This window comes from Salarchaeum japonicum (assembly GCF_049705945.1).
Classification (GTDB): Archaea; Halobacteriota; Halobacteria; order Halobacteriales; family Halobacteriaceae; genus Salarchaeum; species Salarchaeum japonicum_A.
The window spans coordinates 1,768,786-1,781,968 of the sequence record NZ_JBNAMV010000004.1 but is presented as its reverse complement, the minus strand read 5'-3'; the positions used below and the strand labels follow the sequence as shown (position 1 = coordinate 1,781,968).

The following is a 13,183-nucleotide window of genomic DNA, read 5'->3' as shown; positions in this document are numbered from 1 at the left end:
CTTAGTTATCGAGGGCGTACCAGGAGAGCCGTGGATTGCGCGCGGCTTCGGTCTGGTCGATGCGGCGCGCGGTCGTGCGTTCGGGCGCGTCCGCGAGCGCGTCGTCGTCCTCTCCGGCAACGGCGTTGAACGCGGCGGCGAGCTGGTCGAGCGTGCGCTTGCTCTCGACCTCGGTCGGTTCGGTCATCAGCGCTTCGCTCACGATTTCCGGCCACTTCGTCGTCGGCGGGTGGACGGCGTAGTCGAGCATGCGCTTCGCCACGTCGGCGGCGTCCTGGTCGCCCGCGGACGCGACGAACTCGTGGTGGAACGGCTCGAACGGAACGTCGTACTCGACCTGTTCGGCGAGGTAGTTCGCGTTCAACACGGCCTTCGCGGAGGCGTCGCTGAGGCCGTCGTCGCCGAGTCGGGCGATGTACGCGTACGCCTTCACGAGCACGAGCCAGTTCCCGTAGAACCCGTGGACCTTCCCGATGCTGGAGTCGGGTTCGAAGAACTCGAAGGCGTCGTCGGTCTCTCTGACCTGTGGGTTCGGGAGGAACTCCGCGAGGTCCTCGGTGACGCCGACCGGACCGGCGCCGGGGCCGCCGCCGCCGTGCGGGGTGGCGAACGTCTTGTGGACGTTGAAGTGCATGATGTCGAAGCCCATGTCGCCGGGGCGGGCGCGTCCGAGGAGCGCGTTCAGGTTCGCGCCGTCGTAGTAGAGCAATCCGCCGGCGTCGTGGACGATGTCCGCGATCTCCTCGATGTCGCGCTCGAACAAGCCGAGCGTGTTCGGGTTCGTGAGCATCAAGGCGGCGGTGTTCTCGTCGACCGCGGCGTCAAGCGCGTCGAGGTCGACGCGGCCGTCCTCGGCGGACGGGAGTTCGACCACGTCGTAGCCGCCGAGCGCGGCGGACGCGAAGTTCGTGCCGTGCGCGGAGTCCGGAATGACGATTTCGTCGCGCTGCTCGCCCTCGCCCTGGGACTCGTGGTAAGCCTTTGCGAGCAGGATGCCGGCGAACTCGCCGGCCGCGCCCGCTGGCGGTTGGAGCGTTACCGCGTCCATGCCGCCGATTTTCGCGAGTTGCTCTTGGAGGCCGTGGAGGAGGCCGAGCGTTCCCTGCACGCTCTCCTCGGAGCGGTCGGGGTGGACGGCCGCGCTCGGGCGCGCCGCGAGGTCCTCGGTGAACTTCGGATTGTACTTCATCGTACAGGACCCGAGCGGGTACGGGCCGGTGTCAACGCCGTAGTTCTGCTGGCTGAGCCGGACGTAGTGCCGGGCGAGTTCGGGTTCAGAGAGGTCGGGAAGTTCGAGCGAGTCCCGCGTGAGGTCGTCCGGCAGCGACGACTCGACCTCGACGTCTTGGGTGCTCTTCTCGGAGAGCAGTGGCTCGTACTCCACGTCGTCCTCCTGACTGAACCGGGCTTGGTCGTAGCGCTCCATCTCAGGCCACCTCCTCGAACGCCGCGATAAGGTCGGGTATCTCGGGTTCGTTCGCGTCCGTGACGCAGACCTGGAGTTCGTGGTCGCCGACGGCGTGCACGGCGAACCCCTCGGCTTCGAGGTCGTCCGCGACCGCCGGTGCGGGCTGGTCGGTGTGCGCGACGAACTCGCGGAAGTGATGGCCGTCGTTGACGGGCGCGCGAACGCCGCGAACGTCGTCGAGGTCGCTCGCGAGGTCGCGGGGGAGTTCGACCATTCGCTCCGCGAGGTCGACGAGCCCCTGCGGGCCGAGCTGTGCGGCGTGAATCGCCGCGCGGAGCGCGACCCACGCCTGGTTCGTGCAGATGTTCGAGGTGGCGCGCTCCCGGCGGATGTGTTGCTCGCGCGTCTGGAGCGTCAGCGTGTACGCGCGCTTGCCCGCCGAGTCCTCGCTCGCGCCGACCAGCCGGCCGGGGACCTGCCGGAGGAAGTCCTCCCTGCACGCGAACAGCCCGAGTCCCATGCCGTAGCTCGTGGGCATGCCGAGGACGGCGGCGTCGCCGACGACGACATCCGCGCCCACGTCCGCGGGGCGCTGGAGGAGGCTGAGCGCGACCGGGTCGCTGCCGAGGCAGAACAGGGCGTCGTGGTCGGCCGCGAGCGAACCAATCTGCTGGAGGTTCTCCTCGATGACGCCGTCGGTGCTGGGGTTCTCCGCGTACACGAAGAGCGTGTCGTCGTCCGCGGTCTCGCGGAGCGCGTCGAGGTCGACGGTTCCGTTCTCCGTGGGGTAGGTTTCGACGGTGAGGTCGTTGCCCGCGACGTAGTTCTCGACGACGCCGACGCGCTCCTCGCGCGTGTTTTCGGGGAGGAGGACGCGCGTGCCGTCCGCCTGTCGGACGCGCTTGGCGAGCAGGACGGCCTCCGCGAGCGCGGTCGCCGCGTCGTACATCGAGCAGTTTGCGATTTCGAGGCCCGTGAGCTCGACGAGGAGGCTCTGGTACTCGAACAGCACCTGGAGGAAGCCCTGCGTGACCTCCGGTTGGTACTGCGTGTAGGACGTGATGAACTCGGAGCGCTGGCTGATGGTGTCCACCAGCGAGGGGACGTAGTGGTCGTAGTGGCCGCGTCCGAGGAACTCCGTCAGGTCGTCGTTCGCCGCGAGCAGGTCACCGACCTCGCGCCGGGTCTCCTGTTCCGTTCGGGCGTCGAGGCCGTACTCGCCGTCGAACCGGACCGACTCCGGAATGTCGAAGAGGTCCTCGACGGAGTCGGCGTCGACGGCCGCGAGCATCTCCGCCGTCTCGTCGGGCGTGTGGGGCGCGTACGGGCTCCCTCCCGCGCCGCTCATCGCGTCTCACCACAGTGTGTTCGCATACGTGTCTCATGCGAACGCGCGGATATCATACTCCCGGTTCCGGAACGCGAACCACCCCGGAAAAATACACATTCGTGCATCACACCCGGGCGAATCAGCGCCGGAGTGCGCACGGACGCCGCAGAATCACTCGATTTGCTCGCGGTACTCCTCGGCGGTGAGAAGGTCGTCCAAGTCGCTCTCGTCCACGCCCTCGACTTCGAGCATCCAGCCGTCGCCGAACGGCTCGTCGTTCACGAGTTCGGGCGCGTCTTCGAGGTCGGTGTTCGTGTCCGAGACCTCGCCGGAGACGGGGCTGTAGAGGTCGCTGACGGCCTTGATGGACTCCACGACACCGAACTGGTCGTCCTGCGCGAGTTCGTCGCCCTCGTCGGGGAGTTCGACGAACACCACGTCGCCGAGTTCGTCCTGCGCGAAGTCACTGATACCGACGCGTCCGGTGTCGGGGTCGTACCATTCGTGCGATTCGAGGTAGTACAGGTCGCTGGGTACGTCGAAGCTCATGGTTCAGTCGAGGAAGCGGGGTGTCCTAAGTTCTGCCTTCTTCTCGTCGCCGCGAATCACGACGCCGACCCGGTCGCCCGGTTCGAAGTCGACGGAGACGTAGCCCAGTCCGATGGGTTCGTCGAGGGTCGGGCTCATCGTCCCGCTCGTGAGTTCGCCGATGACCGTGCCGTCGCCGTCGGTCACGTCGTAGCCGTGTCGGGGGACGCCGCGCTCTCGGAGCACGACGCCGCGGAATTTCTCCTCGACGCCCTCCTCTTTCACGCGTTCGAGCGCGTCCCGCCCGACGAACTCCGTATCGAGTTTGACCGTCCACCCGATACCCGCCTCGTAGGGCGTTCGCGGGTTCGACTCGGCGTCGAAGTCCTGTCCGGAGAGCAATAGGCCGGCTTCCATGCGGAGAGTGTCGCGCGCGCCGAGCCCGCACGGCTGGCAGTCGAACGCGTCCCAGACCGTTTCGGCGTGTTCGTTGTCGTAGACGAGTTCGAAGCCGTCCTCGCCCGTGTAGCCCGACCGGGAGACGAGACAGGGGACGCCCGCGACCTCGGTTCGCGTGGTCTCGAACATGGAGAGGTCGAGCACGTCGCCCGCGCTCGCGTCCGCGACGAGGTCGGGCGCGTTCGGACCCTGTACGGCGACCATTCCGTACTCAGTCGTGTGGTTCTCGACGGTCGCGTCCAGTTCCCAGTCGTCCCGGTGGCTGGTCCAGCGGTCCATCATCTCGTCGTCGTGGCCGGCGTTCGGGACGAACAGGAAGCCGTCCCGGTCCGGGAGGGCGTAGACGACGGTGTCGTCGATGAGGTGGCCGTCGGCGTTCACGATGCTCGAATACTGGGCGTCGCCCGCGTCGAGCGCGCTCACGTCGTTCGTGGTGAGGCGCTGCAGCAGGCGTTCGGCGTCCGGGCCCGATACCTCGATTTGGCCCATGTGGGAGACGTCGAAGATGCCGGCGTCCTCGCGGACGGCGGCGTGTTCCTCGCGGATGGAGTCGAACTCGACGGGCATCTCCCAGCCGCCGAAGTCGGTGAACGTCGCGCCGGCGGCGTCGTGGACGTCGCGGAGCGGTGGAGTCCGCAGTGACATACCGGAGTCGTCTCACGCCGGGGTGAAAACTACGCGGGTTCGATAGCGGCGAGAGCAGGTGTTGGCGTGGACCGGAACCATTAGGCGCGGTCGGCCCCCTCTCGGTAGTATGGGACTGCGCGACCTCGTGGACGGCGGGCGGCGGGTGGGCCTGTTCGTCGACGGGCCGAACGTGTTGCGCGAGGAGTTCGACGTGGACTTGGACGACGTGCGGGAGGCGGCGGCGGACGCCGGGACGCTCGCGGTGACGCGGCTCTACCTCGACCAGCACGCGACCCCGGGATTGATTCAGGCGGGCGAGGCGCGGGGCTACGACGTGCGCGTGACGAGCGGGGACGTGGACGTGAAGCTCGCGGTGGACGCGACCGAACTCGCGGTGAGCGGCGGCGTCGACGTGCTCGCCATCGCCTCGCGCGACATCGACTTCAAGCCCGTGCTGGAGAAGGCCGCGCGGGAGGGCGTGGAGACGCTCGCGGTGACGCCCGGCGAGCACGGGAGTTCGGACGCGCTGCGGAACGCGGCGACGGACGCCGTGCTCCTCGAAGAGTAGGTTATTCAGTCGGCCGCCCGCTACCACGGGTATGCGCGACCTCGGCACGCCGGTTCTGGACAACCACATGCACCTCGACCCCGAGCACGCGCGGGGCATCGAGGCCGTGAAGGACTTCGCGCGGAGCGGCGGCACCCACTTGCTCGTGGTGAACAAGCCCTCGTGGCACCTCGGCCCGCTCCCCGAATCGAGGGATGGTTTCGAGCACGTCTTCGAGACGACCATCGACGTGGCGGCGCGCGCGAGCGAGGAACTCCGGGGGCGGGCGTGGCCCGTGCTCGGCGTCCACCCCGGCCTGATTTCGCAGTTGGTCGACGACGGCTACAGCGCGGAAGACGCGGGCGAGCTGATGCAGGCGGGTCTGGAGGTGGCGGCGGAGTACGCGGTGGAGAGCGACGCGGTCGCGCTGAAGTCGGGGCGGCCGCACTACGACGTATCCGAGGCCGTGTGGGCGGCGTCGAACGACGCGATGCGGCACGCGTTCACGCTCGCGGCCGACCGCGACCTCGCCGTCCAACTCCACACGGAAGCGACCGAGGACCTGACCCAGGTCGGCGAGTGGGCGGAAGCCGAGGGATTGTCCGCGGAGCGCGTGGTAAAGCACTACGCGGCGGGCGAACTCGCGGGCGTGACGCCGAGCGTGATGAGCGAAAAAGACCGCCTGGAACGCGCCGCCGAGGCCGGGAAGCCGTTCCTGATGGAGACGGATTTCGTGGACGACCCCGACCGGCCGGGGATGGTGATGGGACCGAAGACCGTCCCACGGCGAGTGAACTGGCTGCTCGAACACGGCTACGAGGCGGCGGTGCGGAACGCGCACGTGAAGACGCCCGCGGCGGTCTACGGTATCGACACGCACGCCACCCTGGCCTAAAAGAAAGGACTTTCACCCGGGCGGCCGGCGTTGTGGGTATGAGTGAGAACGAAGAAGAGTACTACGCGGACGAACGCTGGCAGAACTGGCTCGACCGACTGAGGGACGAGGACCTCGACCCCGAAGAAGAGGACTCGGCTCGTCTCCTCCTGAACCTCCAAGACGACGTGGCCATCGCGGTCGCGAAAATCGTCACCGACTACCAGGACGGCGACCTGGACGAGGAGGAGACTCTGGACGAACTCGCGAAGATCCGGGACACCGTGCTCGCGGAACCCGACATCGCGGACGAGGACACGCTGATGCTCGTGGACGGCGTGCAGACGAGTCTCGTCGCCGTGTTCTACTCCGCGGAGCAGTACGTCGCGGACGGCGTCGCGGACGAAGCCGACGTGACGGAGTACGTGCAGGCCGCCGCCGGCGCGGAAGAAGAAGAAGAGTTCGACCGCGCGCTCGGCCTCGCCGCCTGCGCGGGCACCCGAATCATCGACGGCGAAGAACTCCCGATGGAGCTCGCGGACGACCTCGAATACGGACTGGTCGTCGAGTGGGTGAACGGCCTGGACAGCCTCCAGAGCGCCCTCGCACAACCGGAAGTCGTCGAAGAGGACGAGTAAGGATTTATCCCGCTCGGACGGGAAACAGAGGTAATGCGACTCCTGGAGGACGAGCGCGGGGTGACCGTCCAAATCGGCGCTATCCTGATGTTCGCCATCCTCGTCATCCTCCTCTCCACCTACCAGGCGTACGTCGTCCCCCAGGAGAACGAGGCCATCGAGTTCCAGCACAGCCAGGAAGTCGAATCGGATCTGGTCGCGGTTCGGAACGCGGTTCTCAGCGCGGCGGCGTCCGGCGGCGGCCGCCCCGAGTCCGTGGCGCTCGGCACGCAGTATCCGGTGCGGACGTTCTTCGTAAACCCACCGTCAGCCACGGGAACACTGCAGACGGAGGCGGTCGGGAACGCGACCCTCTCCATCGCGAACGTCACGGCGGTCGGTGACCCCGAGACCGAGGATTTCTTCGAGCGACAGAACGGCACGCTGACGTATCCGACGAAGTCGCTCGTGTACGACGCCCAGTACAACGTCTACGACGGCGCGCCCTCGCGCGTGCTGGAAAACGGCCTGCTGTACAACGACTTCGGCGACGTACACACGGTGCCGTCGGCGTCGACCCAAGTGGTCGTCGATGGCACGACCATCACGCTGGTCGCGCTGAACGGGAGTTACTTCCAGAACGGCGTGACGGCGTCGGCCGTCGACCCGAGCGTGTTGAGCGGACCGTCCAATCCCGTGGACGTAACGAACACGACCGGGAACGTCACGATAACGTTCAGTTCGCGGATGCCGGCGTCCGAGTGGCGCAACCGAACCTCGCTTGGGAACCAGCAGCACGTCGTGAGCGTTACGCAAGCCGGGGAGAACCAGGTACGGGTCGTTCTTGAGGACGGCGTCGAGTACTCGCTGCGCGCGGCGAAAATCGGCATCGGGTCACAGACGGCCGATACGGACGCCGCGTACATCACCCGCGTCGGCGACAGCACGGTCCGAGTGGGCGACCCGGTGACGTTCGAGGTTCGAGACGAGTACAACAATCCCGTTCCGAACGCCGACGTCACGGTGTCCGGCGGGACTGTCGACGGGTCGGCGACCCAGTCGACAGGAAGCGACGGCCGCGTCACCTACGAGTTCAGCGACGTGAGTTCGAACACCCGCGCGACAATCGGCAGCGACACCGACGACGCGGACCGAGTCGAGTTCGATGTCGAAGAGGCGACTGGTGGCGGGAACGGAACCGGTAGCGCTCCGTACAGCATCGAGTGGCAGCCGGAACTGATGGATGACCAGCCCGGTGTCGAGTACGTTAACGGAACAATCGTCATCACGCCGAGCGAGGCGTCGTCGCCGATAGACGCGATTTCGCGGGCGATCACGTCCGCGAACAACGGCGTGAGTGGGGTGTTCGTGGATTACTCGACGGAGAACGCGTCCGTGGCTACGTTCCCCTCGTCCTCGTCCAACGACGACACGAACGCGACCGGGTACTCGACAGTCTCGATGACGTACGACACCGGGAATACGACGGTCTACGTGTCTGGACTCGTCGGGAGCGACACACTGCCGGTGTCCGTACAGCGAGCGGAGAACGGCGTCTACTACCGCTACTACGAAGGCGATTACGGTGGTGGCGGAATGCCGAACTTCGACGCGCAGACGCCGCAGGCCACCGGGAACGTCGATACGTTCGACATCAGCCCCCGAGAGCGCGATAACGACTTCGGGTTCCAGTACACGGCGTACATCGAGGTCCCGGAGAGCGGGACGTACACGTTCTCCACGAGTTCCGACGACGGTAGTCGGCTCTACATTGACGACCAGCTCGTGGTGAACAACGACGGCGAGCACCCAGAGCAGACGGTTTCCGGCGATATCAGTCTGTCCGCGGGACGACACAACATCACGGTGACGTACTTCGAGAACCAGGGAGAAGAGGTACTCACCACGTCGTGGGACGGTCCCAGCTTCACAGAGGAAGAGATACCGTCAAGCGTGCTGACGCCACGAGTGCCGAGTGACGACGGTGGCGGGACGAGCGAGCCGACACCGGAAATTGCGTTCCGGCTCGATGACCTCACCCACCAAGACCAGGATTCGGTTGAGTATATCGGGTCGTACAGTGTTTCGAACACGAATAGTTCGTTCCAGCGTGTCGAGGTGGATTACACGAACACGAACGAGAACAGCGCGAGTCAGACTCTGCAGAAGAGCGGAACGCGAGGTGGGCTAACGTATACGAGTTCGAATGGGGCAGGAGATGCGTACGACGTAACGGTTCGAGTTATCTATAGCGACGGAGCAGGTGGCGAATACGTGGTGGCTTCGGAGACCGTCTCAGACACAGCGGACGCAGTAAATCCATCCGGCAACGACAACATTGGAACGTCCGCAACCGCTACACTGGACAGTTCAACAATTACAGACAAATCTAGCAATGGGCAGGGCCCACGCTATCGGTTCGACTACACGGTCTCAGCTAGTGGAAGTCACTCGCAGACTCGTCTTGTCGCCGTTTCAACGACCACAGGAGGAAAAGCCGAAACGACACGAACAGCACGGAGCGGCAATAACGTTAGAGTGAGCCCAGGATATGGATACGACGAGGAGTTCAAGGTGACTATACTCGTGTTCGGGGGAGATGGTGCAGTAGTCGATTCATATGCAGTGATAGATGATGCTGACGGCAGCGGACCTTGATTTCGACGTTCGTCGAACACCCTATCGACAAGTCCATATAGGTGGTGTCTAAAGACGCGAGTATGACAGCAGTCGGTATCGACGCGGTCGAAATCTGGACGGGGAAACTGAAGCTCGACCTGCCGGAGACGTTCGCGCCGCAGAAGGGCGACGACCCGGCGAAGTACACGAAGGGACTGGGGTTGAACGCGAGTTCGTTCCCGGACGCGTACGAGGATATCGTGACGATGGGGGCGAACGCGGCGTACAAGCTGATGGAGCGGAAGGGCTTGGAACCCGACGATATCGGGCGTATCGACGTGGCGACGGAGTCCGCGTTCGACAACTCGAAGCCGGTTTCGACGTACGTCGCTGGCTGCTTGGAAGACGTGTACGAGGGCGACTTCCATCACGCGAACAAGGGCGAGCGGAAGTTCGCGTGCATCGCGGGCACGCAGAGCATCGACGACGCGTACAACTGGATCAAGGCGGGGCGGAACCGCGGTCGTGGCGCGTTGGTCATCGCGACGGACACGGCGCTGTACGCGCGTGGCGACGCTGGCGAGGCGACGCAGGGCGCTGGCGCGGTGGCGATGTACATCACGGAAGACCCGAGTCTGGTGGAAATCAGCCACGAGCAGGGGTACGGGTCCGCGGACGAGACCGACTTCTTGAAGCCGAACCAGCAGTTCCCGAGCGTGGACGGGAAGCGCTCGGTGCAGGTGTACCTCGCGCGGATGCGCGAAGCTCTGGAGGACTACGAGTCCGTCGCGGGCGACGTGGAACTGGACGGGTTCGAGTACGCGCCGTTCCACACGCCGTTCCCGGGGATGGTGCGGAAGGCCGCGCTGCTCGCGTACCGGCACGTCATTCGAGGCACCGAACACGAAGACGATCTCGCGGGCGAAATCGGCCGGCAGCCTCGTCCCGACGAGTTCGACGACGAGGAAGCGTACCAGGAAGCGATTCGGGAGTACATGGACGCGCTCGGTGACACCGAGAAGTACCAGGACTGGTACGCGGAGGTCATCGATCCGACGCTCTCCATCAGTCGCGAGGTCGGGAACTGGTACACCGGCTCCGTCCACATCGCGCGGATGAGCGCGCTCATCGAAGCCGCCGAGGAGGGCACGGAGATGGCGGGGAAGACGCTGCTCGTCGGTTCGTACGGGTCGGGCGCGCAGGCGGAGATTCACGCGGAGACCGTCGTCGACGGCTGGCAGGACGAAATCGAGGCGTGCGACATCTACGACCAGATAGACGACCGCTACGACATCTCGTTCAGCGAGTACGAGCAGGTCCACGACCGCCACAACCACGAGAAGCGCGTGGAACTGGAGCCGTTCACGCAGCCGGAGGGCGAGTTCGTGTTCGACGGCTGGGGGCCGATGAACGAACGCAAGTACACGTTCGTCGAGTAACCGACCGCTTCTTTTCCAGCCCACCTACGCCAGCCGCGAGCACCGCAACCACGCCCACAATCAGCGCCGTAACCGACAGCCGAACGTTCACCAGGGAAGCCGCCGCCACCCGGCACTGTGACTTAGCGAGTGCGTCACGGGTGCGAGCGAAATCCGTCGACAGCGCCCGTGACCGAGCGGTGTCGGCGTGCACGCCTACGGGAACTCGCGGAGTTCGTCCAGCATCGCGTCCGTGTCTTGGTTCGTGATGGCGAGCGAGAAGCCGTCGCGTTGAGCGAGTCGGGGCGCGTGCTCCCAGAGGTCGTCTTCGTCGATGCCGTGGAGGAGTACGGCGTTCGGCGTGGGGTTGACGACGCGGAGCGCGACGAGCGGTGACTCCCCGCGGGAGACCTGCGTGAACACGAGCACGCGGTTCGTGCTCTGGCCGTAGAGCCGATAGAAGTCCTCGGCGGAGAGTCGCGTGATTGCTTCGATGCTGTTGATGACGGTGTGGCCGCTCACGCGGTCGCGGTCGCCGGCAGCTATCTCGGTGGCGTCGACGGCGTCGTAGAGGTCGGTGAGCGGGACAGTCGTCGAGTACTCGCGGAGGTCGAGCACCACGTCGCTCTCGAAGCCCGCGGAGAGCACGCGGCCGTACTGGCGGATGCGGTCGCCGCCCCGCGCCTCGTCGATGTCGAGCAGGCCGGTGACGAGGCGGTTGACGAGGCCGATTCCGGGGGAGTCGCGGCGGCCGCTCTCGTAGTCAGAGATGACGGACGAGGAGATGTCGAGTTCGTCCGCGAGCGACGTCTGGGAGACGCCGAAGTCCGTCCGCCACTTCCGGAGGGTGGCGCCGGGGTCGTCGCTCAGCGTGACTTCGCCGGCGATGCGTTCCGCGAGGTGTGCGCGCGCGTCCCGGTCCATACACTCTCCTTCGTCCGACGGCGAAAAAGCGTATCGACGGGCGACGAAGCCATGGTATTCGAGCGCTAATCACACGGTATGCCGTCGACCATCGTGCACGTCGCCATCGGCGGAATCGTCGCCGTCGCCCTGCTCGGACCGGCGTTCGACCGGCAGAGCGTCCTCGTCGTGCTCGCCGCCGCAGCACTCCCCGACATCGATACCGTCATCGGGTTCTGGGTTCACGGCGGCCACCGCGCAGTCCTCCACAACCTCGTGCTCCCGGCGGTCGCGCTCGGCGCGCTCACGCTGGACAGACGGCGACCCGCGTCGTGGCTTCGCCGTCGGTACGGCGACCGCGGGGTTCGGGTGGCGTTCGTCGCGCTCGCGGCGTTCGTGTTCGGCGGTGTCCTCCCCGACCTCGCAGTGAACGGCGTGAACGCATTCTACCCGCTCCACGACCGGTTCTACACGGTGAACGGCGAACTCCTGTTCTCGAACCAGCGCGGCCTCGTGCAGACGTTCGTCGACCTCTCGCCCGACGGCGGCACGGTCGGCGGGACGACGGCGGACACGCACTACTCCACGGGAGTCGACCCGACCGCGGGCACGGAGCCATCGAACGTGGAGCGCGTGTTCCCGGTCGTCACGTCGGGGTTCCGGTTGCTCGTCGTCGTCCTGAGCGGGTTCCTGCTCGCGGCGCGGTTCCGGGAGCGCCAGCGCTAACTCCGCCGACGCGAGACGAGGCGTATGGTCACGGTACGCGAGTACGACGGCGACGCAGAGGGACTCTGGCGGTTGAAGCGCGCGTTCGAGACCGGACTGGGCGAGGGAACGGGCGACGACGCGAAGGCGGCGGTGTACGAAGCGAAGCTCACCGAAGAGTACCGCGAGGAGTACCTGTCGTGGGTCGCGGACTGCATCGAGGAGAACGCGCGCTGCGTGCAGGTCGCGGTCGACGACGGACGGCTCGTCGGGTACGTGTTCGTGTTGCCGGCGTCGCTCGCGTACGTCTGGGATGCCGCAGTGCTGAACGAGGTGTTCGTCGCGGAATCCTATCGAGGCACGGGCGTCGCGGATGAGTTGATGGCGGCAGCGCTGGACGCTGCGCGAGAGATGGATCTCCCGCTGGATAGGATGGTCTTGGACGTGGACGCGGAGAACGAGCGTGCGCGGGCGTTCTACGACCGGTACGAGTTCAGTTCGTGGGGCGAGCTTGTGGCGCGCGACCTCTGAACCAGCCGGTGAGTGCGCCGCCGAGAATGCCGAAGACCAACGGGTAGAGCGCGCCCGCGGCGACGGCGAGCGCGGGGTCGGGGCGGATGGTGAGGTCGCCGCGCGTGACGGTGAGTACGAAGACGCCGACGACGACCAGCGGCAGGAATCCGAGCGCGACCGTGGCGCCGACGCGCGCACCCGCAGTCGGGGTGGTTGCGTTCACTGTGAACGCGACGCCAGCGCCCGCGAGCGCGAGCAGGACGCCGGGGACGATGTGGACGAGCGGGCTCGCATCCGCGAGGAGGTTTTGTGAAGTGTTCCAGTAGGTGAGCGGGACGTACATCGCGTTGTAGGCGAGCCAACCGACGGCGGTCCACGTCGGAACCGCGTCCTGCCCGAACACGTCGAGAACGAAGTTCAGCACGGCGAGTTCGTCCTCAACGTCGCCGGCGGCGACCGCGTACGTGAGCGCGTACCCGGCGACGTACGCCAGCGCGCCGCCGACGGCTCCGCAAGTCCAGATTCGAATCACAGTCGGGAGTCGGTGTGAACGACCGTAGCCGTTACGCCCCATAAACCGATAGTTAGGATATCAAATCGAGGTCGGTGGGGCGTTCGCAACCACTAAACGCCGC

General features: G+C 66.2%; 13 protein-coding genes. 7 read left to right on the top strand and 6 right to left on the bottom strand.

Going from position 1 to position 13,183, the window contains the following annotated elements; all coding sequences use genetic code 11:
* Position 1: 1 nt before the first annotated feature.
* The 4 genes from gcvPB to gcvT form a co-directional block, all read right to left on the bottom strand.
* Positions 2-1,426 carry an aminomethyl-transferring glycine dehydrogenase subunit GcvPB gene (gene gcvPB / locus ACOZ4O_RS11415; RefSeq protein WP_424525434.1) on the bottom strand — a complete coding sequence of 475 codons (1,425 nt, stop codon included), beginning with the start codon at positions 1,424-1,426 and terminating at the stop codon, positions 2-4.
* 1 nt (position 1,427) lies between these two features.
* Positions 1,428-2,756, bottom strand: coding sequence for an aminomethyl-transferring glycine dehydrogenase subunit GcvPA (gene gcvPA, locus ACOZ4O_RS11410; protein WP_424525433.1), 1,329 nt, complete (start codon positions 2,754-2,756; stop codon positions 1,428-1,430).
* 153 nt (positions 2,757-2,909) lie between these two features.
* The gene (gene gcvH, locus ACOZ4O_RS11405) at positions 2,910-3,287 is read right to left on the bottom strand and encodes a glycine cleavage system protein GcvH (RefSeq protein WP_424525432.1); all 378 of its coding nucleotides are present in this window, start codon (positions 3,285-3,287) and stop codon (positions 2,910-2,912) included.
* A gap of 3 nt (positions 3,288-3,290) precedes the next feature.
* The gene (gene gcvT / locus ACOZ4O_RS11400) at positions 3,291-4,370 is read right to left on the bottom strand and encodes a glycine cleavage system aminomethyltransferase GcvT (RefSeq protein WP_424525431.1); all 1,080 of its coding nucleotides are present in this window, start codon (positions 4,368-4,370) and stop codon (positions 3,291-3,293) included.
* 109 nt (positions 4,371-4,479) lie between these two features.
* Here gcvT and ACOZ4O_RS11395 point away from each other — a divergent pair, with 109 nt between their 5' ends.
* The 5 genes from ACOZ4O_RS11395 to hmgB all read left to right on the top strand — a co-directional run bounded on the left by ACOZ4O_RS11395 (position 4,480) and on the right by hmgB (position 10,448).
* Positions 4,480-4,920, top strand: a complete 441-nt coding sequence (locus ACOZ4O_RS11395) for an NYN domain-containing protein (RefSeq protein ID WP_424525430.1) — start codon at positions 4,480-4,482, stop codon at positions 4,918-4,920.
* 31 nt (positions 4,921-4,951) lie between these two features.
* Positions 4,952-5,794, top strand: a complete 843-nt coding sequence (locus ACOZ4O_RS11390) for a TatD family hydrolase (RefSeq protein ID WP_424525429.1) — start codon at positions 4,952-4,954, stop codon at positions 5,792-5,794.
* Between the two features lie 38 nt (positions 5,795-5,832).
* Positions 5,833-6,411 (top strand): DUF2150 family protein, encoded by a 579-nt coding sequence (locus ACOZ4O_RS11385; RefSeq protein ID WP_424525428.1) that lies wholly within the window; start codon positions 5,833-5,835, stop codon positions 6,409-6,411.
* A 33-nt stretch (positions 6,412-6,444) separates the two neighbouring features.
* A complete protein-coding gene (locus tag ACOZ4O_RS11380) occupies positions 6,445-9,048 on the top strand; it encodes a PA14 domain-containing protein (protein ID WP_424525427.1) in 2,604 nt (867 codons plus the stop codon).
* Between the two features lie 62 nt (positions 9,049-9,110).
* Positions 9,111-10,448 carry a hydroxymethylglutaryl-CoA synthase gene (gene hmgB, locus ACOZ4O_RS11375; RefSeq protein ID WP_424525426.1) on the top strand — a complete coding sequence of 446 codons (1,338 nt, stop codon included), beginning with the start codon at positions 9,111-9,113 and terminating at the stop codon, positions 10,446-10,448.
* A gap of 195 nt (positions 10,449-10,643) precedes the next feature.
* Here the strand turns inward: hmgB and ACOZ4O_RS11370 are convergent, their stop codons facing one another.
* Positions 10,644-11,351 carry a helix-turn-helix domain-containing protein gene (locus ACOZ4O_RS11370; RefSeq protein ID WP_424525425.1) on the bottom strand — a complete coding sequence of 236 codons (708 nt, stop codon included), beginning with the start codon at positions 11,349-11,351 and terminating at the stop codon, positions 10,644-10,646.
* A 78-nt stretch (positions 11,352-11,429) separates the two neighbouring features.
* On the opposite strand from ACOZ4O_RS11370, the gene ACOZ4O_RS11365 reads away from it, so the two are divergent.
* Complete coding sequence (locus ACOZ4O_RS11365; RefSeq protein ID WP_424525424.1) at positions 11,430-12,056, top strand: metal-dependent hydrolase; 627 nt, start codon at positions 11,430-11,432, stop codon at positions 12,054-12,056.
* Between the two features lie 24 nt (positions 12,057-12,080).
* Entirely contained in the window at positions 12,081-12,566 is a 486-nt protein-coding gene (locus ACOZ4O_RS11360) for an N-acetyltransferase family protein (protein ID WP_424525423.1), read from the top strand.
* Here ACOZ4O_RS11360 and ACOZ4O_RS11355 read toward each other — a convergent pair.
* Positions 12,529-13,080, bottom strand: a complete 552-nt coding sequence (locus tag ACOZ4O_RS11355; protein ID WP_424525422.1) for a transporter — start codon at positions 13,078-13,080, stop codon at positions 12,529-12,531. The two genes, ACOZ4O_RS11360 and ACOZ4O_RS11355, sit on opposite strands and share 38 nt — an antisense overlap.
* Positions 13,081-13,183 lie beyond the last annotated feature (103 nt).

Bases quoted from the DNA above. Each gene is read 5' to 3' on its own strand.
- hmgB (WP_424525426.1), top strand. From the start codon at position 9,111: ATGACAGCAGTCGGTATCGACGCGGTCGAAATCTGGACGGGGAAACTG.
- ACOZ4O_RS11390 (WP_424525429.1), top strand. From the start codon at position 4,952: ATGCGCGACCTCGGCACGCCGGTTCTGGACAACCACATGCACCTCGAC.
- gcvH (WP_424525432.1), bottom strand. From the start codon at position 3,287: ATGAGCTTCGACGTACCCAGCGACCTGTACTACCTCGAATCGCACGAA.
- ACOZ4O_RS11365 (WP_424525424.1), top strand. From the start codon at position 11,430: ATGCCGTCGACCATCGTGCACGTCGCCATCGGCGGAATCGTCGCCGTC.
- ACOZ4O_RS11380 (WP_424525427.1), top strand. From the start codon at position 6,445: ATGCGACTCCTGGAGGACGAGCGCGGGGTGACCGTCCAAATCGGCGCT.
- ACOZ4O_RS11360 (WP_424525423.1), top strand. From the start codon at position 12,081: ATGGTCACGGTACGCGAGTACGACGGCGACGCAGAGGGACTCTGGCGG.
- ACOZ4O_RS11370 (WP_424525425.1), bottom strand. From the start codon at position 11,351: ATGGACCGGGACGCGCGCGCACACCTCGCGGAACGCATCGCCGGCGAA.
- gcvPA (WP_424525433.1), bottom strand. From the start codon at position 2,756: ATGAGCGGCGCGGGAGGGAGCCCGTACGCGCCCCACACGCCCGACGAG.
- gcvPB (WP_424525434.1), bottom strand. From the start codon at position 1,426: ATGGAGCGCTACGACCAAGCCCGGTTCAGTCAGGAGGACGACGTGGAG.
- gcvT (WP_424525431.1), bottom strand. From the start codon at position 4,370: ATGTCACTGCGGACTCCACCGCTCCGCGACGTCCACGACGCCGCCGGC.
- ACOZ4O_RS11385 (WP_424525428.1), top strand. From the start codon at position 5,833: ATGAGTGAGAACGAAGAAGAGTACTACGCGGACGAACGCTGGCAGAAC.
- ACOZ4O_RS11395 (WP_424525430.1), top strand. From the start codon at position 4,480: ATGGGACTGCGCGACCTCGTGGACGGCGGGCGGCGGGTGGGCCTGTTC.